22 protein-coding genes are annotated in these 25,066 nt (G+C 50.1%); 12 read left to right on the top strand and 10 right to left on the bottom strand.

The window, feature by feature from the left end; genetic code table 11:
• From FEK42_RS11485 to trmL, 5 genes are all read left to right on the top strand, one after another.
• Window positions 1-2,991 (top strand): YadA family autotransporter adhesin (locus tag FEK42_RS11485; RefSeq protein ID WP_171022635.1); only part of this gene is annotated, 2,991 nt, incomplete at its 5' end.
• Window positions 2,992-3,395: 404 nt separating this feature from the next.
• On the top strand, window positions 3,396-5,051 hold the full coding sequence (gene lldP / locus FEK42_RS11480) for an L-lactate permease (RefSeq protein ID WP_130215198.1): 1,656 nt from the start codon (window positions 3,396-3,398) through the stop codon (window positions 5,049-5,051).
• Complete coding sequence (gene lldR, locus FEK42_RS11475) at window positions 5,051-5,827, top strand: transcriptional regulator LldR (protein ID WP_130261179.1); 777 nt, start codon at window positions 5,051-5,053, stop codon at window positions 5,825-5,827. The genes lldP and lldR overlap by 1 nt, the downstream gene beginning before the upstream one ends.
• The gene (gene lldD, locus FEK42_RS11470) at window positions 5,824-7,014 is read left to right on the top strand and encodes a quinone-dependent L-lactate dehydrogenase (protein WP_135493144.1); all 1,191 of its coding nucleotides are present in this window, start codon (window positions 5,824-5,826) and stop codon (window positions 7,012-7,014) included. Before lldR ends, lldD begins: the two co-directional genes overlap by 4 nt.
• Window positions 7,015-7,181: 167 nt before the next feature.
• A complete protein-coding gene (gene trmL / locus FEK42_RS11465) occupies window positions 7,182-7,655 on the top strand; it encodes a tRNA (uridine(34)/cytosine(34)/5-carboxymethylaminomethyluridine(34)-2'-O)-methyltransferase TrmL (protein ID WP_000932351.1) in 474 nt (157 codons plus the stop codon).
• Between the two features lie 52 nt (window positions 7,656-7,707).
• On the opposite strand, the gene cysE is transcribed toward trmL, so the two are convergent.
• From cysE to FEK42_RS11440, 5 genes are all read right to left on the bottom strand, one after another.
• Window positions 7,708-8,529, bottom strand: a complete 822-nt coding sequence (gene cysE / locus FEK42_RS11460; RefSeq protein ID WP_001277565.1) for a serine O-acetyltransferase — start codon at window positions 8,527-8,529, stop codon at window positions 7,708-7,710.
• 79 nt (window positions 8,530-8,608) lie between these two features.
• Entirely contained in the window at window positions 8,609-9,628 is a 1,020-nt protein-coding gene (gene gpsA, locus FEK42_RS11455) for an NAD(P)H-dependent glycerol-3-phosphate dehydrogenase (protein WP_105289412.1), read from the bottom strand.
• Window positions 9,628-10,095, bottom strand: coding sequence for a protein-export chaperone SecB (gene secB / locus FEK42_RS11450; protein ID WP_130206686.1), 468 nt, complete (start codon window positions 10,093-10,095; stop codon window positions 9,628-9,630). The genes gpsA and secB overlap by 1 nt, the downstream gene beginning before the upstream one ends.
• A gap of 62 nt (window positions 10,096-10,157) precedes the next feature.
• A complete protein-coding gene (gene grxC, locus FEK42_RS11445; protein ID WP_032207396.1) occupies window positions 10,158-10,409 on the bottom strand; it encodes a glutaredoxin 3 in 252 nt (83 codons plus the stop codon).
• A gap of 141 nt (window positions 10,410-10,550) precedes the next feature.
• Entirely contained in the window at window positions 10,551-10,982 is a 432-nt protein-coding gene (locus tag FEK42_RS11440) for a rhodanese-like domain-containing protein (protein WP_001156181.1), read from the bottom strand.
• A 244-nt stretch (window positions 10,983-11,226) separates the two neighbouring features.
• Between FEK42_RS11440 and gpmM the strand changes: the two genes are divergently transcribed.
• The 3 genes from gpmM to FEK42_RS11425 are packed head-to-tail and all read left to right on the top strand — an operon-like array spanning window position 11,227 to window position 15,027.
• The gene (gene gpmM / locus FEK42_RS11435) at window positions 11,227-12,771 is read left to right on the top strand and encodes a 2,3-bisphosphoglycerate-independent phosphoglycerate mutase (protein ID WP_064526112.1); all 1,545 of its coding nucleotides are present in this window, start codon (window positions 11,227-11,229) and stop codon (window positions 12,769-12,771) included.
• A gap of 33 nt (window positions 12,772-12,804) precedes the next feature.
• The gene (gene envC / locus FEK42_RS11430) at window positions 12,805-14,064 is read left to right on the top strand and encodes a murein hydrolase activator EnvC (RefSeq protein WP_001626259.1); all 1,260 of its coding nucleotides are present in this window, start codon (window positions 12,805-12,807) and stop codon (window positions 14,062-14,064) included.
• A gap of 3 nt (window positions 14,065-14,067) precedes the next feature.
• Window positions 14,068-15,027: a divergent polysaccharide deacetylase family protein gene (locus FEK42_RS11425; RefSeq protein WP_135490510.1), complete on the top strand. Its 960-nt coding sequence runs from the start codon at window positions 14,068-14,070 to the stop codon at window positions 15,025-15,027.
• Here FEK42_RS11425 and waaH read toward each other — a convergent pair.
• The 3 genes from waaH to kbl form a co-directional block, all read right to left on the bottom strand.
• A complete protein-coding gene (waaH, locus tag FEK42_RS11420; RefSeq protein WP_135493146.1) occupies window positions 15,014-16,048 on the bottom strand; it encodes a UDP-glucuronate:LPS(HepIII) glycosyltransferase in 1,035 nt (344 codons plus the stop codon). The two genes, FEK42_RS11425 and waaH, sit on opposite strands and share 14 nt — an antisense overlap.
• A 238-nt stretch (window positions 16,049-16,286) precedes the next feature.
• Window positions 16,287-17,312, bottom strand: coding sequence for an L-threonine 3-dehydrogenase (gene tdh, locus FEK42_RS11415; RefSeq protein ID WP_135490512.1), 1,026 nt, complete (start codon window positions 17,310-17,312; stop codon window positions 16,287-16,289).
• A 13-nt stretch (window positions 17,313-17,325) separates the two neighbouring features.
• On the bottom strand, window positions 17,326-18,522 hold the full coding sequence (gene kbl, locus FEK42_RS11410; RefSeq protein WP_064526086.1) for a glycine C-acetyltransferase: 1,197 nt from the start codon (window positions 18,520-18,522) through the stop codon (window positions 17,326-17,328).
• Window positions 18,523-18,735: 213 nt separating this feature from the next.
• Here kbl and rfaD point away from each other — a divergent pair, with 213 nt between their 5' ends.
• From rfaD to FEK42_RS11390, 4 genes are all read left to right on the top strand, one after another.
• Window positions 18,736-19,716, top strand: coding sequence for an ADP-glyceromanno-heptose 6-epimerase (gene rfaD / locus FEK42_RS11405; RefSeq protein WP_000587766.1), 981 nt, complete (start codon window positions 18,736-18,738; stop codon window positions 19,714-19,716).
• Between the two features lie 79 nt (window positions 19,717-19,795).
• Complete coding sequence (gene rfaF / locus FEK42_RS11400) at window positions 19,796-20,842, top strand: ADP-heptose--LPS heptosyltransferase RfaF (RefSeq protein ID WP_135410578.1); 1,047 nt, start codon at window positions 19,796-19,798, stop codon at window positions 20,840-20,842.
• Between the two features lie 3 nt (window positions 20,843-20,845).
• Window positions 20,846-21,805, top strand: coding sequence for a lipopolysaccharide heptosyltransferase RfaC (rfaC, locus tag FEK42_RS11395; RefSeq protein ID WP_135493147.1), 960 nt, complete (start codon window positions 20,846-20,848; stop codon window positions 21,803-21,805).
• 9 nt (window positions 21,806-21,814) lie between these two features.
• Window positions 21,815-23,080: an O-antigen ligase gene (locus FEK42_RS11390; protein ID WP_135493148.1), complete on the top strand. Its 1,266-nt coding sequence runs from the start codon at window positions 21,815-21,817 to the stop codon at window positions 23,078-23,080.
• A gap of 25 nt (window positions 23,081-23,105) precedes the next feature.
• Here the strand turns inward: FEK42_RS11390 and FEK42_RS11385 are convergent, their stop codons facing one another.
• Together FEK42_RS11385 and waaZ are read right to left on the bottom strand one after the other, a co-directional pair.
• Window positions 23,106-24,179: a glycosyltransferase family 9 protein gene (locus FEK42_RS11385; protein ID WP_135493149.1), complete on the bottom strand. Its 1,074-nt coding sequence runs from the start codon at window positions 24,177-24,179 to the stop codon at window positions 23,106-23,108.
• 32 nt (window positions 24,180-24,211) lie between these two features.
• The gene (gene waaZ, locus FEK42_RS11380) at window positions 24,212-25,063 is read right to left on the bottom strand and encodes a 3-deoxy-D-manno-oct-2-ulosonate III transferase WaaZ (protein ID WP_135493150.1); all 852 of its coding nucleotides are present in this window, start codon (window positions 25,061-25,063) and stop codon (window positions 24,212-24,214) included.
• Window positions 25,064-25,066 lie beyond the last annotated feature (3 nt).

Here is a 25,066-nt window from a genome sequence, read left to right as displayed (position 1 = left end):
GCTGGTGCATTCAGCGCCGCACACGGTACCGATGCCACCAGCAAAATCACCAACGTACTGGCAGGCACTGTTTCTACCACCAGCACCGATGCCATTAATGGTTCACAACTTCAGAGTACGGCAAGCACCATTACGTCCTATTTGGGCGGTGGCGCAACAATGAGTGATACCGGCGTATTTACCGGCCCTAAATATAATATTGGCGGCAATGAATACACCAACGTTGGCGCAGCTCTTACTGCTCTGGATAATGACGCCCTGTTGTGGGATGCGACCGCTAATTCAAATGCTGGTGCATTCAGCGCCGCACACGGTACCGATGCCACCAGCAAAATCACCAACGTACTGGCTGGCACAGTTTCTTCCAACAGCTTCGATGCCATTAATGGTAGCCAGCTTTATGGTTTAGCTGATTCCTTCACGACTTATCTTGGCGGTGGTGCTGATATCAGCGATACGGGCGTATTAACCGGACCAACCTACACTATTGGTAATAATGCCTACACTAACGTCGGTGATGCTCTGGCAGCCATTAACTCGTCATTTACCGATTCGCTCGGTGATGCTCTGCTCTGGGATACTGCCGCCAAAAAATTCAGCGCCAAACACGGTGGTACCGACAGCGTCATTACTTACGTTGCAGATGGTGTAATTTCTGATACCAGCAGCGATGCCATTAACGGTTCGCAACTCTACGACACCAACAAGTACATTGCCGATGCGCTGGGTGGTGACGCAGAAGTTAACGCTGATGGCACCATCACTGCGCCGACTTACACCATTGCAAATACCGATTACAACAACGTCGGTGAAGCTCTGAACGCAATCGACACCACTCTCGATGATGCTCTGCTGTGGGATGCAACAGCAAATAACGGTCAAGGTGCATTCAGCGCCGGTCGCGGGATAGATAAAACGGCCAGCATTATTACTAATGTCGCAGACGGTGCAATTTCTGATACCAGCAGCGATGCCATTAACGGTTCGCAACTCTACGACACCAATAAGTACATTGCTGATGCCCTGGGTGGAGATGCAGAAGTCAACTCTGACGGTTCTATCACTGCACCGACTTACACCATTGCAAATACCGATTACAACAACGTCGGTGAAGCTCTGGATGCGCTCGATGATAATGCCCTGTTGTGGGATGACGCTGCGGGTGCCTACAGCGCCAACCATGAAGGCAAAGCCAGTGTAATCACCAATGTGGCTGATGGTAACATTGGCGAAGGCAGCACCGACGCGGTTAATGGCTCTCAGTTGAATGCCACCAATATGATGATCCAGAACTTTGCCGGTAACACCAGTGAAACCTACATCGAAGAAAACGGTGCGGGCATTAACTATGTGCGTACTAACGACGACGGCTTAGCGTTCAACGACGCCAGCGCACAGGGTGTTGGCGCTACAGCAGTGGGTTATAACTCTGTTGCCTCTGGCGACAGTAGCGTAGCCGTGGGTTATAACTCTGTCGCCAAAGGCGATAGCAGTGTAGCTATTGGTCAGGACAGCAGCAGCGAAGTTGATACGGGTATCGCTCTGGGTAGCAGCTCTGTTTCCGACCGTGTAATTGTTAAAGGTTCTCGTAACACCAGCGTAACGGAAAATGGCGTAGAGATTGGCTACGACACCACTGACGGTGAATTACTCGGCGCATTGTCAATTGGTGATGACGGTAAATATCGTCAAATCATCAACGTAGCCGATGGTTCCGAAGCCCATGACGCCGTTACGGTTCGCCAGTTGCAGAATGCCATTGGTGCAGTCGCTACCACGCCGACCAAATACTTCCACGCTAACTCAACGGCTGAAGATTCACTGGCAGTCGGTGAAGACTCGCTGGCAATGGGTGCGAAAACTATCGTTAACGGTAATGCTGGCATTGGTATCGGCCTGAACACTCTGGTGCTGGCAGATGCGATCAACGGTATTGCTATCGGTAGCAACGCGATCGCAAATCATGCCAACAGTATTGCGATGGGTAATGGTTCTCAGACTACCCGTGGTGCGCAGACTGGCTACACCGCTTACAACATGGACGCTCCGCAAAACTCTGTCGGTGAGTTCTCTGTCGGCAGTGAAGACGGTCAACGCCAGATCACCAACGTCGCAGCAGGTTCGGCTGATACTGATGCGGTTAACGTGGGTCAGTTGAAAGTAACGGACGCGCAGGTTTCCCAGAATACCCAGAGCATTACTAACCTGAATACCCAGGTCACTAATCTGGATACTCGCGTTACTAATATCGAAAACGGTATTGGCGATATCGTGACCACCGGTAGCACCAAGTACTTCAAGACCAATACCGATGGCGTCGATGCTAACGCGCAGGGTAAAGATAGCGTCGCAATTGGCTCTGGTTCCATTGCTGCCGCTGACAACAGCGTCGCTCTGGGTACAGGCTCCGTGGCCAACGAAGAAAACACGATCTCTGTGGGTTCTTCTACCAATCAGCGTCGTATCACCAACGTAGCCGCCGGTAAAAATGCTACCGACGCCGTTAACGTTGCGCAGTTGAAGTCTTCTGAAGCAGGCGGTGTGCGTTACGACACCAAAGCTGATGGTTCTATCGACTACAGCAACATCACCCTCGGTGGTGGCAACGGCGGTACGACTCGCATCAGCAACGTTTCCGCTGGCGTGAACAACAACGACGCGGTGAACTACGCGCAGTTGAAGCAAAGCGTGCAGGAAACGAAGCAATACACCGATCAGCGCATGGTTGAGATGGATAACAAACTGTCCAAAACTGAAAGCAAGCTGAGTGGTGGTATCGCTTCTGCAATGGCGATGACCGGCCTGCCGCAGGCTTACACTCCGGGTGCCAGCATGGCCTCTATTGGTGGCGGTACTTACAACGGTGAATCAGCTGTTGCTTTAGGTGTGTCGATGGTGAGCGCCAATGGTCGTTGGGTCTACAAATTACAAGGTAGTACCAATAGCCAGGGTGAATACTCCGCCGCACTCGGTGCCGGTATTCAGTGGTAATCATCCATTAACGAATGGGTAAACGCCAAATTGCCTGATGCGTTACGCGCATCAGGCCTACAGGGTGATTCTGCACATTCCTGTAGGCCGAATATTCCGGCAAGATAAGGCGCACCGGGTCAACAATCTAAGGGCAATTCTCTGATGAGGATTGCCCTTTTCTTTACCAGACATCTCCCTTCGCCAAAAAATTGGCCCTACCAATTCTTCGCTTATCTGACCTCTGGTTCACATTTTCCCAATTAAAACTCACATTAACGTTGCCAATAAATAACATTTAGTTAACCATTCATTGTCATTATCCCTACACAACAAAATTGGCAGTACCACTTTTACACAACGTGTGACACGGAGATGAGCAACAGACTCATTACACGATGTGCGTGGACTCCAGGAGACCTGCAATGAATCTCTGGCAACAAAACTATGATCCCGCCGGGAATATCTGGCTTTCCAGCCTGATAGCATCGCTTCCCATCCTGTTTTTCTTCTTTGCGCTGATTAAGCTCAAACTGAAAGGATACGTTGCCGCCACCTGGACGGTTGCCATCGCCCTGGCCGTGGCTTTGCTGTTCTATAAAATGCCGGTCGCCAACGCGCTGGCCTCGGTGGTTTATGGCTTCTTCTACGGTTTGTGGCCAATCGCGTGGATCATTATTGCGGCGGTGTTCGTCTATAAGATCTCGGTGAAAACCGGACAGTTTGACATTATCCGCTCGTCGATTCTTTCGATAACCCCAGACCAGCGCCTGCAAATGCTGATCGTCGGTTTCTGTTTCGGCGCATTTCTCGAAGGGGCTGCGGGCTTCGGCGCACCGGTGGCGATCACCGCCGCATTGCTGGTCGGCCTGGGCTTTAAACCGCTGTACGCCGCCGGACTGTGCCTGATTGTTAACACCGCGCCAGTGGCATTTGGTGCGATGGGTATTCCAATTCTGGTTGCCGGACAGGTAACGGGCATCGACAGCTTTGAGATCGGCCAGATGGTGGGTCGTCAGCTACCGTTTATGACCATTATCGTCCTGTTCTGGATCATGGCGATTATGGACGGCTGGCGCGGTATTAAAGAGACGTGGCCTGCGGTCGTGGTTGCTGGTGGTTCATTTGCCATCGCACAGTATCTCAGCTCCAACTTCATTGGGCCGGAACTGCCGGACATTATCTCTTCGCTGGTATCGCTGCTCTGCCTGACACTGTTCCTCAAACGCTGGCAGCCAGTACGCGTTTTCCGCTTCGGCGATCTGGGTGCATCGCAGGTTGATATGACGCTGGCTCACACAGGTTACACGGCGGGTCAGGTGCTACGTGCCTGGACACCGTTCCTGTTCCTGACCGCCACCGTAACACTTTGGAGTATCCCGCCATTTAAAGCTCTGTTCGCTTCGGGCGGCGCGCTGTATGAATGGGTGATCAACATTCCGGTACCGTATCTCGACAAACTGGTTGCACGTATGCCGCCGGTGGTCAGCGAGGCTACAGCCTACGCCGCCGTGTTTAAGTTTGACTGGTTCTCCGCCACTGGCACCGCCATTCTGTTTGCTGCGCTGCTCTCGGTTGTCTGGCTGAAGATGAAACCGTCTGACGCTCTCAGCACCTTCGGCAGCACGCTGAAAGAACTGGCGCTGCCCATCTACTCCATCGGTATGGTGCTGGCGTTCGCCTTTATCTCGAACTATTCCGGGCTGTCGTCAACACTGGCGCTGGCACTAGCGCACACCGGTCATGCATTCACCTTCTTCTCGCCGTTCCTCGGCTGGCTGGGGGTATTCCTGACCGGGTCGGATACGTCATCTAACGCTCTGTTTGCCGCTCTGCAAGCCACGGCCGCACAACAAATTGGCGTCTCTGACCTGTTGCTGGTTGCCGCCAATACCACCGGCGGTGTTACCGGGAAGATGATCTCCCCGCAATCCATCGCTATCGCCTGTGCGGCGGTAGGCCTGGTTGGCAAAGAGTCAGACCTGTTCCGCTTTACCGTCAAACACAGCCTGATATTCACCTGTATGGTGGGCGTGATCACCACGCTTCAGGCTTACGTCTTAACGTGGATGATTCCTTAATGATTGCTACACCCAGACGCCTGTCAGACGAGGTTGCCTCCCGTGTGCGGGCGCTGATTGATGAAAAACAGCTGGAGGCGGGCATGAAGTTGCCCGCTGAACGCCAACTGGCGATGCAACTCGGCGTGTCGCGTAATTCACTGCGCGAAGCGCTGGCAAAACTGGTGAGCGAAGGCGTACTTCTTAGTCGTCGCGGTGGTGGCACATTTGTGCGCTGGCGTCATGACGCGTGGTCGGAGCAAAACATCGTCCAGCCGCTGAAAACGCTGATGGCCGATGATCCGGATTACAGTTTCGATATTCTGGAAGCCCGCTACGCCATTGAAGCCAGCACCGCATGGCATGCAGCGATGCGCGCCACGCCTGGTGACAAAGAGAAAATTCAGCTTTGCTTTGAGGCAACGCTCAGCGAAGACCCGGACCTCGCTTCGCAAGCGGACGTTCGTTTTCATCTGGCGATTGCCGAAGCCTCGCATAACATCGTGCTGCTACAAACCATGCGTGGTTTCTTTGATGTTCTGCAATCCTCGGTGATGCAAAGCCGTCAACGGATGTATCTCGTGCCGCCCGTTTTTTCACAACTGACCGAGCAGCATCAGGCAGTCATTGACGCCATTTTTGCCGGGGATGCCGACGGGGCGCGTAAAGCGATGATGGCGCATCTCAGTTTTGTCCACAGCACCATGAAAAGATTCGATGAAGATCAGGCGCGCCGTGCACGTATTACCCGCCTGCCCGGTGAGCATAATGAGCATTCGAGGGAGAAAAACGCATGATTATTTCTGCAGCCAGCGATTATCGCGCCGCAGCACAACGCATTCTGCCGCCGTTCCTGTTCCACTATATGGATGGCGGCGCATATTCTGAATATACCCTGCGTCGTAACATGGAAGATTTATCAGAAGTGGCGCTGCGCCAGCGCATTCTGAAAAACATGTCCGACTTAAGCCTGGAAACGACGCTGTTTAATGAGAAATTGTCGATGCCAGTAGCGCTGGCTCCAGTGGGCTTGTGCGGCATGTATGCGCGACGCGGCGAAGTTCAGGCCGCAAAAGCGGCGGATACGCATGGCATTCCGTTTACTCTCTCAACGGTTTCCGTTTGCCCGATTGAGGAAGTCGCACCCGCCATCAAGCGCCCAATGTGGTTCCAGCTTTACGTACTGCGCGATCGCGGTTTTATGCGTAACGCACTGGAACGAGCAAAAGCCGCGGGTTGTTCTACGCTGGTTTTCACCGTGGATATGCCAACGCCGGGCGCACGCTACCGTGATGCGCATTCGGGTATGAGCGGCCCAAATGCGGCAATGCGCCGCTACTTGCAGGCGGTGACTCATCCACAATGGGCGTGGGATGTGGGCCTGAATGGTCGTCCACATGATTTAGGGAATATCTCGGCTTACCTTGGCAAACCGACCGGGCTGGAAGATTACATCGGCTGGCTGGGGAATAACTTCGATCCGTCCATCTCCTGGAAAGACCTTGAGTGGATCCGCGATTTCTGGGATGGCCCGATGGTGATCAAAGGGATCCTCGACCCAGAAGATGCGCGTGATGCGGTACGTTTTGGCGCTGACGGGATTGTGGTTTCTAACCACGGCGGTCGTCAGTTAGATGGCGTGCTCTCTTCTGCCCGCGCACTGCCTGCCATTGCAGATGCAGTGAAAGGTGATATCGCCATTCTGGCAGATAGCGGCATTCGTAACGGGCTTGATGTCGTGCGTATGATTGCGCTCGGTGCCGATACCGTACTGCTGGGTCGTGCTTTCCTGTATGCGCTGGCAACAGCGGGCCAGGCGGGCGTGGCTAACCTGCTGAATCTGATTGAGAAAGAGATGAAAGTGGCGATGACGCTGACGGGCGCGAAATCGATCAGTGAAATTACGCAAGATTCGTTGGTGCAGGGGCTGGGTAAAGAGTTGCCTGCGGCGCTGGCCCCGATGGCGAAAGGGAATGCGGCATAGTCGTTTGAGCCCCCTAACCCTCTCCCTCAGGGAGAGGGGACCGATCGGTGTTGTTTGTGCTCCCTCAGACTGAATCACCTCTCTCGGATGCACAGTCCGGGGTGAGGGGAAAAGGCCGCACGGCTCACCAATTTTCTGCTATCCTGCCCCCGCACTAAGGGGGCAGTATGCTAAACATCGTACTTTACGAACCAGAAATTCCGCCAAATACTGGCAACATCATCCGTCTTTGCGCTAACACCGGCTTTCGTCTGCATATCATCGAACCAATGGGATTTGCCTGGGACGATAAGCGCCTACGCCGCGCAGGGCTGGACTACCACGAATTTACCGCCGTTACGCGTCATCATGACTACAGCGCGTTCCTCGAAGCAGAAAATCCCCAGCGCCTGTTTGCTCTCACTACAAAAGGTACGCCCGCACATAGCGCCGTAAGCTATCAGGATGGCGACTATCTGATGTTCGGCCCGGAAACACGCGGCCTGCCAGCGAGCATTCTTGATGCCCTGCCCGCTGAACAAAAAATTCGTATTCCAATGGTGCCGGACAGCCGCAGCATGAACCTGTCCAATGCCGTGTCGGTAGTGGTGTATGAAGCCTGGCGGCAGCTGGGGTATCCGGGAGCGGTGTTGAGAGATTAGTTACTGTATGCCGGATAGATGATTACATCGCATCCGGCACAATCACAGGACGTCAGATCCCATCACCATACTCAAACGTATGGTTAATACCGTTGAAATGCTGATCCATATCCATTGATGGCTTATCGCTGTCTGGTTTACCGACAATGCGTGCCGGAACGCCAGCGGCAGTAGTATGCGGCGGCACCGGTTGCAGCACCACGGAACCTGCGCCAATCTTCGCGCCGCGCCCAACTTCAATATTGCCGAGAATTTTCGCGCCCGCGCCAATCATCACGCCTTCACGAATTTTCGGGTGACGGTCACCGCTGGTTTTCCCAGTACCGCCAAGGGTGACGGATTGCAGAATCGACACGTCGTTTTCAATCACCGCCGTTTCACCAACGACAATGCCCGTCGCATGGTCGAGCATAATGCCACGGCCAATTTTTGCTGCCGGGTGAATATCGACCTGGAACGTCACAGAAACCTGGTTTTGCAGAAAAATAGCCAGTGCACGACGGCCCTGATTCCACAGCCAGTGACCGATACGATAGGCCTGCAAGGCATGAAAACCTTTCAGGTATAACAACGGCGTTGAGTATTTATCCACCGCCGGGTCGCGGGTACGCACCGCCTGAATATCGCAGGCCGCAGAAGCAATCATTTCCGGGTCGGCGGCGTAGGCTTCTTCCACCACTTCGCGGATAGCAATGGCAGGCATGATTGGCGATGACAGCTTGTTCGCCAGCATGTAGCTCAGGGCACTGCCAAGGTTTTCGTGCTTGAGTAGCGTCGCGTGGTAAAAACTGGCCAGCATTGGCTCACAGTCCGCCAGCGTTCTGGCTTCAGCTTTAATATTGTTCCAGACAATTTCCAGTTCTTCACACGACATTGCTTACTCCACACGATGAGATAATGACCGGCCCGTTCTGCGCGGGCCGGGTCATAGCGGTAACAAAGGTTCCCTGGGTTTAGTGGCTGCTGCGCTCGTCCTTGCGTGCACGACCTAGTAAAGTCAATGCTGCCTCGCGCGCGTTTTTTCCGCAATATAATACTTGATAAATTTCCTCGGTTATTGGCATTTCAACGCCGAAGCGATGCGCCAACTCGCGGACTTCTTTCGTATTGCGGTAGCCTTCCACCACCTGACCAATCTTCTCCTGCGCGCTTTGTACATCCATGCCCTGACCGAGCATCATGCCAAAACGGCGGTTACGCGACTGGTTGTCAGTACAGGTAAGCACCAGATCGCCCAGCCCCGCCATGCCCATAAAGGTGGCAGGATCGGCACCCAGCGCCGCACCAAGACGCGACATTTCAGCCAGTCCACGGGTAATTAGCGCCGTTCGTGCATTCGCGCCAAAACCGATACCGTCGGACATCCCCGCGCCAATGGCAATGACGTTTTTCACCGCGCCGCCAAGCTGCACGCCAATGAAATCCGGGTTGCTGTAAACGCGGAAACTTTTGCCACAGTGCAGCAACTGCTGGAGATCATCGGCGAAGGTCTGGTCGGTAGAGGCCAGCGAAATAGCCGTCGGTAAACCTGCCGCCAGTTCTTTCGCAAATGTTGGACCAGAGATAACCGCTAGCGGAATTTGATCGCCTAACGCCTCACGCGCCACGTCCTGTAACAGACGCCCGGTTTCCGCTTCCAGACCTTTAGTCGCCCACACCAGCCGCGCATCAGGACGCATCAGCGGTTTAATCTGGCGCAGCACTTCACCAAAGACATGGCTGGGTACGACGACGAGAATATTGCGGCTGGCTGCCAGCGCGGTGGCGAGATCGCTTTCAAGATGGAGCGTATCGGGAAAAGGCACATCGGGGAGAAACGCAGCGTTACAGCGGTCGCGTTCTAGCGTTGCGATATGTTGAGGGTCATGGCCCCAGAGGACAACCTCGTGGCCATTTCTTGCCAGGGTGATGGCAAGAGCGGTGCCGTACGAGCCGGCACCGATCACAGTCATTGAAGCATTACGTTGGTTCATCAGGCATCCTGATGTTCTTCAGTACCTTCGCCAGCCTGCTGCTGCAAATAGTTCATGAACAGCGCATCGAAGTTAACCGGCGCAAGGTTCAGTTGCGGGAATGTACCGCGGGATACCATGCTGGTGATGCATTCACGAGCATACGGGAACAGAATGTTCGGGCAGTATGCGCCCAGGCAATGTGCCAGCTGGGTGCCTTCAATACCCGCGATGGAGAAAATACCGCCCTGCTGAACTTCACACAGGAACGCAGTTTCTTCGCCCAGGGATGCCGTTACGGTAACACGCAGTACCACTTCGTAAACGTCATCTGCCAGTTGAGAAGATGCCGTATCCAGATCAAGTTTAACTTCTGGCTGCCAATCTTTCTGGAAAACGTGCGGCGCGTTCGGCGCTTCGAAAGAAATATCCTTGGTATAAATACGTTGGATCTGGAAAGTCATTTCGGTGTTGTTTTGTTCTGACATGTGTAGAAAACCCTTAAGTGTTGTCCTTAAATACTGCGCAATGTAATGCCAACGTTCACACGTTATTTCAGCAGGGGATCCAGTCCACCACGTGCATCCAATGCATACAAGTCATCACAGCCGCCAATGTGCTGTGCGTCAATAAAAATCTGGGGAACCGTGGCGCGACCGCTGCGTTTGATCATCTCTTCACGCTTGGCGGCGTTGCCATCGATCGGCAGCTCCTGAAAACTCACGCCCTTGCTGCTCAGCAGTGCTTTTGCACGATGGCAATACGGGCAGGTTTCTTTGGTATAGATTTCAACATTGGCCATAACTTAGCTCCTGTTTTTTTACCCTGAAATTTCATGTTGCAGGGCGGCAGCAAAATGGAGTGTCCCCAGAAGCTTATAACAATAAGTCGCTGGGGGCATAATTGCAGCTAACGGCCTGCATCATGAAAGACGACAGGTAAATTATTTGCCGCGCACCAGAGGCAAGTTTTCGCCAGCCCAGCCAGCGACGCCTTCTTTCAGCACGAATACTTGCGCAAAACCAGCTTTCGTCAGCGCGTTTGCAGGCTCCTGGCACTGCATGCCAGAACCGTCTACCACGATAACCGGTTTGTCTTTGTGCTTCTCAAGCTCACCAACATTGTTAGCTTTGATTTCGCTCGGCAACAGATTGATAGAACCTGCGATATGGCCTTTACGGAAGTCATCACGCTGACGTAAATCCACAACCACAGCGTCTTCTTTGTTGATCAGACGCGTAGCTTCACCACGAGTAATCACCTTCACTTTCGAGGTCAGGCTCTTAAACGTAGTGACAAGAACCGCCACCAGTAACGCGATCCAGGCGATACTCAGTATGGGATGACGGCCAACAAATTGCATAATTTCTTGCATGGGGGGTAACAACTCCCGACGTAGTGATTAAAAAAACCAGGAAAGGAGTATACCTGCGCAGTGCGGCAAATACAGCCAGCGCGTTAACTGGAATGCAATTTTGCGGGGCGCGACGAAAAAAAATCGCAAATCTGGCATCGGCATGCCGCGAGCGGTCGTATATTTTGATCTTCAGAGGCTATTTTATCGATTCAGCTGTAGTAAAATTACGCAAATTTTGACTCTTGAGTATGAGGTTGTCGCAATGTCGGTTTCTAAAAAACCTATGGTACTGGTGATTCTGGATGGCTATGGCTATCGCGAAGAACAGCAGGATAACGCCATTTTTAGTGCTAAAACCCCGGTAATGGATGCACTGTGGGCCAATCGTCCGCATACCCTGATCGACGCTTCCGGTCTGGAAGTCGGTCTGCCTGACCGTCAGATGGGTAACTCCGAAGTAGGCCACGTTAACCTGGGTGCCGGCCGCATCGTGTATCAGGACCTGACTCGTCTGGACGTTGAAATCAAAGATCGCGCTTTCTTCGCTAACCCGGTACTGACTGGTGCGGTAGATAAAGCGAAAAACGCAGGTAAAGCAGTACACATTATGGGTCTGCTCTCCGCAGGCGGCGTACACAGCCACGAAGATCACATCATGGCGATGGTAGAACTGGCCGCTGAACGCGGCGCAGAAAAAATCTACCTGCACGCATTCCTTGACGGTCGCGACACTCCGCCGCGCAGTGCTGAATCTTCGCTGAAAAAATTCGAAGAGAAATTTGCCGCACTGGGCAAAGGTCGCGTAGCGTCCATCATTGGCCGTTACTACGCGATGGACCGCGACAACCGTTGGGATCGCGTTGAAAAAGCTTATGACCTGCTGACTCTGGCGCAGGGTGAATTCCAGGCCGATACCGCCGTTGCTGGTTTGCAGGCTGCTTATGCTCGCGACGAAAACGACGAGTTCGTGAAAGCGACCGTTATTCGTGCAGAAGGCCAGCCAGATGCAGCAATGGAAGACGGCGACGCGCTGATTTTCATGAACTTCCGTGCTGACCGTGCGCGTGAAATTACTCGTGCGTTCGTGAACGCTGATTTCGACGGCTTCGCGCGTAAGAAAGTGGTTAACGTCGATTTCGTGATGCTGACCGAATACGCTGCCGACATCAAAACCGCAGTGGCTTACCCACCGGCTTCCCTGGTTAACACCTTCGGCGAGTGGATGGCGAAAAACGACAAAACTCAGCTGCGTATCTCCGAAACTGAAAAATATGCTCACGTCACTTTCTTCTTTAACGGTGGTGTAGAAGAGTCGTTCAAAGGCGAAGACCGCATTCTGATCAACTCGCCGAAAGTCGCTACCTACGACCTGCAGCCGGAAATGAGCTCCGCAGAGCTGACCGAAAAACTGGTTGCGGCAATCAAGAGCGGCAAATACGACACCATTATCTGTAACTATCCGAACGGCGACATGGTAGGTCACACCGGAGTGATGGAAGCGGCGGTTAAAGCGGTAGAAGCGCTGGATCACTGTGTTGAAGAAGTGACAAAAGCCGTTGAGTCCGTGGGTGGACAACTGCTGATCACCGCTGACCACGGTAACGCTGAACAGATGCGCGATCCGGCAACGGGTCAGGCACACACAGCACACACCAACCTGCCAGTTCCGCTGATTTACGTTGGTGATAAGAACGTGAAAGCGGTTGAAGGCGGTAAGCTTTCTGACATCGCACCGACCATGTTGTCGCTGATGGGGATGGAAATCCCGCAAGAGATGACTGGTAAGCCGCTGTTCATCGTGGAATAATCCCTCCCCATGAGGGGAAAGGCGATTAATACCATGACACGGGCCACGAAACCGCGCAGGTTTGCAGTCAGGCCCATCATTTACGCCAGCGTTCTTAGCGCTGGCGTATTGTTGTGCACGTTTTCCGCCCACGCGGATGACCGCGACCAACTCAAGTCTATTCAGGCCGATATCGCCGCGAAAGAGCGCGCGGTACGCCAACAGCAGCAACAACGCTCAAGCCTGCTTGCTCAGCTGAAAAAGCAGGAAGAGGCGATCTCCGAAGCCACCCGCAAGCTGCGCGAAACGCAAAACACGCTCAATCAACTGAATAAACAGATTGATGAGATGAACGCGTCGATTGCCAAACTGGAGCAGCAAAAAGCCGCCCAGGAACGCAGCCTCGCCGCGCAACTGGATGCTGCGTTTCGTCAGGGTGAACATACCGGTATTCAGCTGATTCTCAGCGGTGAAGAAAGCCAGCGCGGTCAACGATTGCAGGCTTACTTCGGCTATCTCAACCAGGCGCGACAAGAAACCATCGCCCAGTTGAAGCAAACGCGTGAAGAAGTCGCCATGCAGCGTGCTGAACTGGAAGAGAAACAAAGCGAGCAACAAACGCTGTTATATGAGCAGCGCGCCCAACAGGCGAAACTGACTCAGGCGCTGAACGAGCGTAAAAAGACGCTGGCGGGGCTGGAATCTTCCATCCAGCAAGGTCAGCAGCAGCTAAGTGAACTGCGTGCCAACGAATCCCGTCTGCGTAACAGCATTGCCCGTGCAGAAGCGGCAGCGAAAGCGCGTGCTGAACGTGAAGCGCGCGAAGCCCAGGCGGTTCGCGACCGTCAGAAAGAAGCGACACGTAAAGGCACCACCTACAAACCGACCGAAAGCGAAAAATCGCTGATGTCCCGAACTGGTGGTCTGGGCGCACCGCGCGGTCAGGCATTCTGGCCGGTTCGCGGGCCAACGCTGCATCGCTATGGCGAACAGCTACAAGGCGAACTGCGCTGGAAAGGGATGGTTATCGGTGCCTCTGAAGGTACTGAAGTTAAAGCGATTGCCGACGGTCGGGTGATTCTGGCTGACTGGCTGCAAGGCTACGGTCTGGTGGTGGTGGTTGAGCACGGTAAAGGCGACATGAGTCTTTACGGCTATAATCAGAGCGCACTGGTGAGCGTTGGTTCGCAGGTTCGCGCGGGCCAGCCAATTGCACTGGTGGGCAGCAGTGGTGGTCAGGGTCGGCCTTCACTCTATTTCGAAATTCGCCGCCAGGGTCAGGCGGTCAATCCACAGCCGTGGTTGGGAAGATAAGTTTTGTTTCCATTTCGTCGTAACGTTCTTGCATTTGCCGCTCTGTTAGCGCTTTCCTCCCCCGTACTTGCTGGCAAACTAGCCATTGTCATTGATGATTTTGGTTATCGCCCGCACAACGAAAACCAGGTGCTGGCGATGCCCTCCGCTATCTCCGTCGCCGTGTTACCCGACTCACCGCACGCCAGAGAGATGGCGACCAAAGCGCATAACAGCGGTCACGAAGTGTTAATCCATCTGCCAATGGCACCATTAAGTAAACAGCCGCTGGAGAAAAACACGCTGCGCCCGGAGATGAGCAGCGACGAAATTGAGCGCATTATTCGTAGTGCGGTCAATAACGTGCCCTATGCCGTGGGGATCAACAACCACATGGGCAGCAAGATGACCTCTAACCTGTTTGGTATGCAGAAAGTGATGCAGGCGCTGGCGCGTTACAATCTTTACTTCCTCGACAGCGTAACCATCGGTAATACCCAGGCGATGCGCGCCGCACAAGGCACTGGCGTGAAGGTTATTAAACGGAAGGTGTTCCTCGACGATTCGCAAAATGAAGCGGATATTCGTGTACAGTTTAATCGTGCAATTGACCTGGCGCGTCGCAACGGTTCGACCATCGCCATTGGTCATCCACATCCCTCAACAGTACGCGTATTGCAACAAATGGTTTATAACCTGCCGCCAGACATTACGCTGGTGAAAGCCAGCAGCTTGCTGAATGAACCGCAGGTCGATACGTCTACGCCACCGAAAAATACGGTGCCCAACGCGCCGCGTAATCCGTTCCGTGGCGTGAAGCTGTGTAAACCGAAAAAACCGCTGGAACCCGTTTATGCGAATCGCTTCTTTGAAGTATTAAGCGAAAGCATCAGCCAGAGCACGCTGATCGTTTACTTCCAGCATCAGTGGCAAGGCTGGGGCAAACAGCCCGAAGCGGCGAAGTTTAACGCTAGCGCAAATTAAAGGCGCTACGCGTAATGCGATGGTGCGATCGTGTTTTGTCGCGCCATTGCCATAAGCGGAAAGACCACAGTAATGCCTGATAACCCACCTTTACGCTGCGGACATTAGTAATCAGGCGCTTATACATGCCGGAAGTAAATATCTCAGCAATCATCCGTTGGCGGATAAGAATATCTGGCTCTTTGCGCACCGCATGGCAAACACGCAATGCTTCGTAAGTTATTTGCTGATGAAATTCCGGATAAATTGTAATTTTGTCGACATAATTTCGATTTAATTTCTCCAGAAGTCGGGTAATCTTAATATAGTGCCGTTGATAATTAAGGTTTTTATTCCCTTGTCTATTCAACCGACTCACTGACGTATTATGCAGATAATATTTATATAACGATTGCTCGGTATATCGCGCACGCAGCGCGTTAAACATAAATTCTGTTGTCCAGACAATATCCTGATGATGTAATCCAGCAATAAATTTAATGTTATTTTTTACAATAACATCGCGGCGATAAACGCCCATCCAGACAACGTGAGTCCAGCGGCGAGAAGAAAGTCCCATCCGCAGCCAGTCCGGGCCGGTTAATACGCCGGTTGAGCGTATGCGATCGGTGGGAATGGATTGCCAGGTTTCCCCCGTTTCACGAAAACACCAGTCAGCGTTGCACTGCGCCACGTCGAGATCGTCCTCTAACGCCATGGTCATCAGCGTTTCGTACATAGTGGGATAGACTTCATCATCAGCATCGACAAAAGCAACATATTTGCCCGTCGCTGCCTCGATCCCGCGATTACGCGCCACCGATGCGCCAGCATTCGCCTGATGCAGCAAGCGAACATGCGGATGTTTTTCTGCGTAATGCTTTGCTATTTCAACAGAATTATCCGTTGACCCATCGTTAATAATAATAATTTCCAGAGCAGTCCAGGTTTGCGCGATTAAAGATTCCATACAAGTGCGGAAATCATCGCCCGCATTATATAACGGGATAATAACACTTAGTTTATTAGTGCTGTTCATCATAAATTACCGACGACCTCTGAAGTTACCCTGACGTTTTACAGGCTTTGTATTAAGAAACTATTAAGCCTGTGAAATATTATTTTTACGGGTGAGAAAGTAACTTCAGGCTAGAGAGATAATGAGAGCAGCAATATAAGATAACAGCGCAATTACGATATCTTTATTACACTGACAGGATTTTACATATTTAACAGATTATCCTCAGGAGAAAGGGCTGGAATACCAGCCCTTGTTCGTGTTAATCCCAGCTCAGAATAACTTTCCCGGACTGGCCCGAACGCATGGCATCAAAGCCTTTCTGGAAATCGTCGATGGAGAAACGATGGGTAATGATTGGCGAGAGATCCAGACCAGACTGAATCAGCGCCGCCATCTTGTACCAGGTTTCAAACATCTCACGACCGTAAATACCTTTAATGAACAGTCCTTTAAAGATCACTTTTGTCCAGTCGATAGACATATCAGACGGCGGGATACCCAGCATCGCAATACGGCCACCGTGATTCATGGTGTCCAGCATCGTGCGGAACGCTGACGGCGCACCAGACATCTCCAGACCAACATCAAAGCCTTCAGTCATGCCCAGTTCTGCCATTACGTCGTTGAGATTCTCTTTCGCGACGTTAACCGCACGAGTGATGCCCATTTTGCGCGCCAGCTCCAGACGGTATTCGTTAACGTCGGTGATCACCACGTTGCGTGCGCCAACGTGTTTCGCTACCGCCGCGGCCATAATACCAATTGGGCCTGCACCAGAAACCAGAACATCTTCGCCGACCAGATCAAACGATAGCGCCGTATGCACCGCATTTCCGAACGGGTCAAAAATTGCGGCTAAGTCATCGGAGATATTGTCGGGGATTTTGAAGGCGTTGAATGCCGGGATCACCAGATATTCGGCGAAGCAGCCCGGGCGATTAACACCAACGCCTATCGTGTTGCGGCACAAATGGGTACGACCACCACGACAGTTGCGGCAATGACCACAGGTGATATGGCCTTCGCCAGAAACGCGATCGCCGATCTTGAAGCCTTTCACTTCCTGACCGATGCCAACCACCTCACCAACATATTCATGGCCTACAACCATCGGTACTGGGATGGTTTTTTGCGACCACTCATCCCAGTTATAGATGTGAACGTCAGTCCCGCAGATGGCTGTTTTACGGATTTTAATCAGCAGATCGTTATGTCCGAGTTCCGGTTCAGGAACGTCGGTCATCCAGATGCCCTCTTCCGCTTTCAGTTTGGATAACGCTTTCATCTCACATCCTCACTCAGGCGATTACGCCCAGTTGTTTACCAATACGCGTGAACGCTTCTACCGCACGCGTAATTTGCTCAGGGGTATGCGCCGCAGACATCTGGGTACGAATACGCGCCTGACCTTTCGGAACGACCGGATAGAAGAAACCGGTGACGTAAATGCCCTCTTTTTGCAGTTCACGGGCAAATTTTTGCGCCACTACAGCATCGCCAAGCATGACCGGAATAATGGCGTGATCGGCACCCGCCAGGGTAAAGCCCGCCGCCGACATCTGCTCACGGAACTGACGCGCGTTCGCCCACAGACGGTCACGAAGCTCACTGCCCGCTTCGACCATCTCCAGCACTTTAATGGAAGCAGCCACAATGGCAGGTGCCAGTGAGTTGGAGAACAGGTAAGGACGAGAACGCTGACGCAGCCACTCAACCACTTCTTTACGCGCTGCGGTGTAACCACCAGAAGCCCCGCCCAGTGCTTTACCCAGCGTGCCGGTGATGATATCGACACGGCCCATCACATCGCAGTATTCATGGGAGCCACGTCCGTTTTCACCGACAAAACCGACGGCATGAGAGTCATCAACCATCACCAAAGCGTCGTATTTATCCGCGAGATCGCAAACCCCTTTCAGGTTGGCAATTACGCCATCCATAGAGAACACACCATCGGTGGCGATTAACACATGGCGCGCCCCGGATTCACGCGCTTCTTTCAGGCACGCTTCCAGCTCTTGCATATTGTTGTTGGCATAGCGATAGCGTTTGGCTTTGCACAGCCGCACGCCGTCGATGATCGAGGCATGGTTCAGAGCATCGGAGATAATGGCGTCTTCCGCGCCCAGCAGTGTTTCAAACAGACCGCCGTTGGCATCAAAACAGGAAGAGTAGAGAATCGCATCTTCCATGCCGAGAAATGCTGCCAGTTTCTGCTCAAGCTCTTTATGGCTATCCTGGGTGCCACAGATAAATCGCACCGAAGCCATGCCGAAACCGTGAGAATCCATTCCCGCTTTTGCCGCCGCAATCAGCTCCGGATGATTCGCCAGTCCGAGATAGTTATTGGCGCAAAAGTTTATGACGTGACTTCCATCAGCCACAGTGATGTCTGCTTGCTGCGCAGACGTAATAATGCGTTCTTCTTTAAACAACCCTTCCGCCCTTGCGGTTTCCAGATCGTTAGTTAACTGCTGATAAAATTCTCCACGCATTGCGGTTCTCCAGACAGGGCAATTTCCAGCACATATTACCCAAACTTATAGTTCGCGACGAGATGACGCGTTAACACTTCTGTAAAATTTAGAATAAATAACGTCCATCCCCCTCACTTTCGGCGAATGGCTGAAGCCAACGCCGTGTAGTGATATGATAGAAGTATTCGTGTCTGAGATTGTCTCTGACTCCATAATTCGAAGGTTACAGTTATGATCATCGTTACCGGCGGCGCGGGCTTTATCGGCAGCAACATCGTTAAGGCCCTGAATGATAAAGGCATCACCGATATTCTGGTGGTGGACAACCTGAAAGACGGCACCAAGTTTGTGAACCTGGTGGACCTGAACATCGCGGACTATATGGATAAGGAAGACTTCCTGATCCAGATTATGGCGGGCGAAGAGTTCGGCGATGTCGAAGCGATTTTCCACGAAGGCGCGTGCTCTTCCACTACCGAGTGGGACGGCAAGTATATGATGGATAACAACTATCAATACTCCAAAGAGCTGCTGCACTACTGTCTGGAGCGCGAAATCCCGTTCCTGTACGCCTCTTCCGCAGCCACTTACGGCGGTCGCACCTCCGACTTTATTGAATCCCGCGAATACGAAAAGCCACTGAATGTCTACGGTTATTCGAAGTTCCTGTTTGATGAATATGTTCGTCAAATCCTGCCAGAAGCGAACTCGCAGATTGTTGGTTTCCGCTATTTCAACGTTTATGGACCGCGTGAAGGCCATAAAGGCAGCATGGCGAGCGTCGCTTTCCATCTCAACACCCAGCTTAATAACGGTGAATCACCGAAGCTGTTCGAAGGTAGCGAGAACTTTAAACGCGACTTCGTCTACGTGGGCGACGTGGCTGATGTGAATCTGTGGTTCCTGGAAAATGGCGTTTCCGGCATCTTCAACCTCGGTACTGGCCGTGCGGAATCCTTCCAGGCAGTAGCAGATGCAACGCTTGCTTATCACAAGAAAGGTCAGATCGAATACATTCCGTTCCCGGATAAACTGAAAGGCCGCTACCAGGCGTTTACTCAGGCGGATCTGACTAATCTGCGCGCTGCGGGTTACGACAAACCGTTCAAAACCGTTGCTGAAGGTGTAACGGAATACATGGCCTGGCTGAATCGCGACATCAACGTAAATTCACAAAATCATTCGAGCGGTATCAAGGCGGCAACGAAGTGAATCTCCGGGAGCTTACAAAAGTAAGTGACCGGAGTGAACGCAGGCAGCCGCCGCAGAGACAGCTTGAAGGATGAAGTGAATGAAAATATTGGTGATCGGCCCGTCGTGGGTTGGCGACATGATGATGTCGCAAAGTCTCTATCGCACGCTCCAGGCGCGCTATCCCCAGGCGATAATCGACGTGATGGCACCGGCATGGTGCCGTCCATTATTATCGCGGATGCCGGAAGTTAACGAAGCTATCCCGATGCCTCTCGGTCACGGGGCGCTGGAAATCGGTGAACGCCGCAAACTGGGTCATAGTCTGCGTGAAAAGCGCTACGACCGCGCCTACGTCTTACCCAACTCCTTCAAATCCGCATTAGTGCCTTTCTTCGCGGGTATTCCTCATCGCACCGGCTGGCGCGGCGAGATGCGCTACGGTTTACTCAACGATGTACGTGTGCTCGATAAAGAAGCCTGGCCGCTAATGGTGGAACGCTATGTGGCGCTGGCCTATGACAAAGGCGTAATGCGTACCGCACAAGATCTACCAAAACCGTTGTTATGGCCGCAATTGCAGGTGAGCGAAGGTGAAAAATCGTATGCCTGTAACCAATTTTCGCTCTCATCAGAACGTCCGATGATTGGCTTTTGCCCGGGTGCGGAGTTTGGCCCGGCGAAACGCTGGCCACACTACCACTATGCAGAGCTGGCAAAGCAGCTGATTGATGAAGGTTATCAGGTGGTTCTGTTTGGCTCGGCGAAAGATCATGAGGCGGGCAATGAGATCCTTGCCGCTTTGAATACCGAGCAGCAGGCGTGGTGTCGGAACCTGGCGGGGGAAACACAGCTTGAGCAGGCAGTCATTTTGATTGCCGCCTGTAAAGCCATTGTCACTAACGATTCTGGCCTGATGCACGTTGCTGCGGCGCTCAATCGTCCACTGGTTGCTCTGTATGGGCCGAGCAGTCCGGACTTTACGCCGCCGCTTTCCCATAAAGCGCGCGTGATCCGCCTGATTACCGGCTATCACAAAGTGCGTAAAGGTGACGCTGCAGAGGGTTACCACCAGAGCTTGATCGACATTACTCCCCAGCGCGTGTTGGAAGAACTCAACGCGCTATTGTTACAAGAGGAAGCCTGACGGATGCGGGTTCTGATCGTTAAAACATCGTCGATGGGCGATGTTCTCCATACGCTGCCCGCACTCACCGATGCCCAGCAGGCAATCCCGGGGATTAAGTTTGATTGGGTGGTAGAAGAGGGATTCGCGCAAATTCCGTCCTGGCACGCCGCCGTTGAGCGGGTTATCCCGGTGGCGATACGACGCTGGCGTAAAGCCTGGTTCTCGGCCCCCATAAAAGCGGAACGGAAAGCGTTTCGTGAAGCCCTTCAAGCGGAAAACTATGACGCAATTATCGACGCCCAGGGGCTGGTAAAAAGCGCAGCGCTGGTGACACGTTTAGCACATGGCGTTAAACATGGAATGGACTGGCAAACCGCTCGCGAGCCTTTAGCCAGCCTGTTTTACAATCGCAAACATCATATTGCGAAACAGCAGCATGCTGTAGAACGTACCCGTGAACTGTTTGCAAAAAGCCTTGGGTATAGCAAACCGCAGGCCCAGGGCGATTATGCTATTGCGCAGCATTTCCTGACAAATCCACTACCGGATGCTGGGGAGTATGCTGTATTCCTTCATGCGACCACCCGCGGTGATAAACACTGGCCGGAAGAGCACTGGCGAGAATTAATTGGTTTACTGGCAGGTTCAGGGATTCGAATTAAACTACCGTGGGGAGCGCCGCATGAAGAAGAGCGGGCAAAAAGGCTGGCGGAAGGCTTTGATTATGTCGACGTACTGCCGAAGATGACTCTGGAAGGCGTTGCCCGTGTGCTGGCTGGAGCTAAATTTGTTGTGTCAGTCGATACAGGATTAAGCCATTTAACTGCGGCACTCGATAAACCCAATATCACAGTTTATGGGCCAACAGACCCGGGATTAATTGGCGGTTATGGGAAGAATCAGGTAGTTTGCATGGCACCGGGAAAAAGTTTAATTAATCTCAACGGTCAAGCAGTTTTGGAAAAATTATCATCATTATAAAGGTAAAACATGCCAACCTTCATTAAATTTCACTCATGGAAACCTTACACTCTGAAATCATCTGTGATTCTAGAGATAATGACTTATATATTATGTTTTTTTTCATTGATAATTGCATTCATCGATAACACTTTCAGCATAAAGATATATAATATCACTGCTATAGTTTGCTTATTATCACTAATTTTACGTGGCAGACAAGGAAATTATAATATAAAAAACCTTATTCTTCCACTTTCTATATTTTTTATAGGATTGCTTGATTTAATTTGGTATTCTGTGTTTAAAGTAGACAACTCTCCATTTCGTGCTACTTACCACAGTTATTTAAATACTGCCAAAATATTTATATTTGGATCTTTTATTGTTTTTTTGACACTAACTAGCCAGCTAAAAACAAAAAAAGAAAGTGTGTTATACATTTTATATTCCCTGTCATTTATAATTGCTGCATATGCAATTTATATTAATAGCATTCATGAATATGACCGCATTTCTTTTGGTATAGGAGCGGCAACAGGAGCGGCATATTCAACAATGCTAATAGGAATAGTTAGTGGTGTTGCAATTCTTTATACTAAAAAAAACCATCCTTTTTTATTTTTATTAAATAGTTGCGCGGTACTTTATGTTCTGGCACTGACACAAACCAGAGCAACTCTACTCCTTTTCCCTGTAATTTGTGCTGTTACACTAATAGCCTATTATAATAAATCACCCAAGAAATTTACTTCCGCTATTGTTCTTCTAATTGCTATATTGGCTAGCATTGTAATCATATTTAATAAACCAATACAGAATCGCTATAATGAAGCATTAAATGATTTAAACAGTTATACCAATGCTAATAGCGTGACTTCCTTAGGTGCAAGGCTGGCAATGTACGAAATTGGTTTGGATATATTCAAAAAGTCACCTTTTTCATTTAGATCTGCAGAGTCGCGCGCTGAAAGTATGAATTTGTTAGTTGCAGAACACAACAGGCTAAGAGGAGCATTGGAGTTTTCTAACGTACATCTACATAATGAGATAATTGAAGCAGCGTCACTGAAAGGTCTGATGGGGATTTTTTCCACCCTTTTCCTCTATTTTTCACTATTTTATACAGCATATAAAAAACGCGCATTGGGTTTGTTGATATTAACGCTTGGCATTGTGGGAATTGGACTCAGTGATGTGATCATATGGGCACGCAGCATTCCAATTATCGTTATATCCGCTATAGTCCTCTTACTCGTTATTAATAATCGTAACAATACTATTAATCAAGAATAGACAAGTTTAAGAAGTGAGTCAAAACTCACTTCTTATCTATGCAACTTAATCTCTTAACTGAATCAGTTAAAGTTTCAGTATCGATATCTTTTATCGTAAATGTTGGAGATACTATTTGTATAGATTGATGATTATTCGGGGCCCAAATTAAATGTGAGGGATATTCCGGAGTACGTGAATTAGGATAAAATGCAAGCGTTGGTTTATGATAAGCCGCAGCGATATGAACAAGAGCTGTATCAACAGAAATGACAAAATCACTATACCGGGTCAACGCAACAGTATAAATAAACTCGTCAAATGGTAGTGTTTCAATTTCAGGTATTGGTATTGTCAATAAATCTTGCGGTAACCCGGTAAATATCACTCGATAATTTTCAAACTGTGCTTTCACTTCTTGATATATGATTTTTATTTGCTCAAACGTAAGTCGGCATATTTTTTTTGCACCTAATGGGTTAATGATGATTATTCTTGTATTTCCAATAAAATCTTTTATTTTATTTTCAACATCTACAGGTAAATGCAAGTCGTAGTCGGTGGAAAATTCACCCTCACCATAAATATGCTTCAGTATTTCTGTTGCTCGTGTACTCATATGTTCTTTTAAACATTCATCGTGGGGATGGTAAAATGAATAGTAACGCTTATACCATTGATCAAACCCCAGAATGTAAGAATCTTTTAAACTTGATAATATTAAACTATGCTTAAATGAGGGCATTGTTTCAAAGGGATCTAATACAATATCGAACTGTAAATCCCGCAGATGCTTACATAGAGTAAGCATTTTAAGGGAACCCGTCGATTCTTTGATACAGAACTCAAATATATTTTTATTATTAGAGAGAAACTCCTCACCCTTTCTATTTGTGAGGATGGTTATTTTAACTCCTTTACTATAAAGCTCACGATAAATCGAACTTAATACAATTAGATCACCGAGTTTATTATTATCATGAATGATTAGGCATGATTTAATTTGTGCTGGTTCTGTAACTTGGTTATTGATTTTCTTACGAAATAAAAAAGAAAGGAAATTAATTTTGATTTTGTTTATATAAAATCTTTTCTTTTTGTGAAAAGTTCCTAAACGCATTTTTATACCATATTATTTTAGTTTCAGGATGACTAATTAGCATAAGAATCAGTTGAAGCTTTATATTGCATTTTTTTTCTTGTCTTATCCTTTGACTCTTCCGTACTGATATCTTGAAGTTTAATAAATGGAATTACATCGTAAGAAATAGCCGTATCATCCGACAAATTATAAATATTAATATCATCTACATTATCACGCATAAAACGGAAAAATGGCAAGATTTTGAATAAATCCTTACTTAATTCCGAGGGCATGGGATTCTTATTTTCGTCATAGAAACGAGAACAGCTACCCGTTAAATCAAGACCGGAACAAATAATCCGTGCATACTTTAGTGAATATGCTATTTGAATTGCAGCAAAAGCAATAGTATGGCATGAGCAATAACCAAGACTAATGTCCTTGCAAAATCCAACCAGACGACCTTTTTTAGACAACGGTACAGAGATCAGCAGTTCTTTGTGAATCTGGCTCAAAATATTAAATTTAATCTTCTTTATCAAACCACCTTTTTCTCGGCGGTAAAAGGATCGTAATACGAGGCAGTTCTGGAGGATATAAAGTTTATCTTCTTTGGAAGCGTGTTCATAAACGTCAACGTTTACTATGGTATAACGACTTCTCTGGCTAAATTTATAAAAATCATCACGACGCTGATGTAAAAAGCGGACATCTGTAAGTACATATATAAAAGGAACGATATTATGACTTAACAAATATTGCGCAGAACCATTGACAGCAATAATATCCTTTGTTCGTAATGCTGACAAAGGTGTTTTTTGCGATGTAGGGCCAGAAAGAAAAATAATAACATCATCAGATGTTTTATTTTCAATCAGGTTTTCAACATCTTTTTTGTCAATGTATCTAATATTCTTCATGAT

This window comes from Escherichia sp. E2748 (genome assembly GCF_005781125.1).
GTDB lineage: Bacteria > Pseudomonadota > Gammaproteobacteria > Enterobacterales > Enterobacteriaceae > Escherichia.
This window is presented reverse-complemented; position numbering and strand designations above follow the sequence as displayed.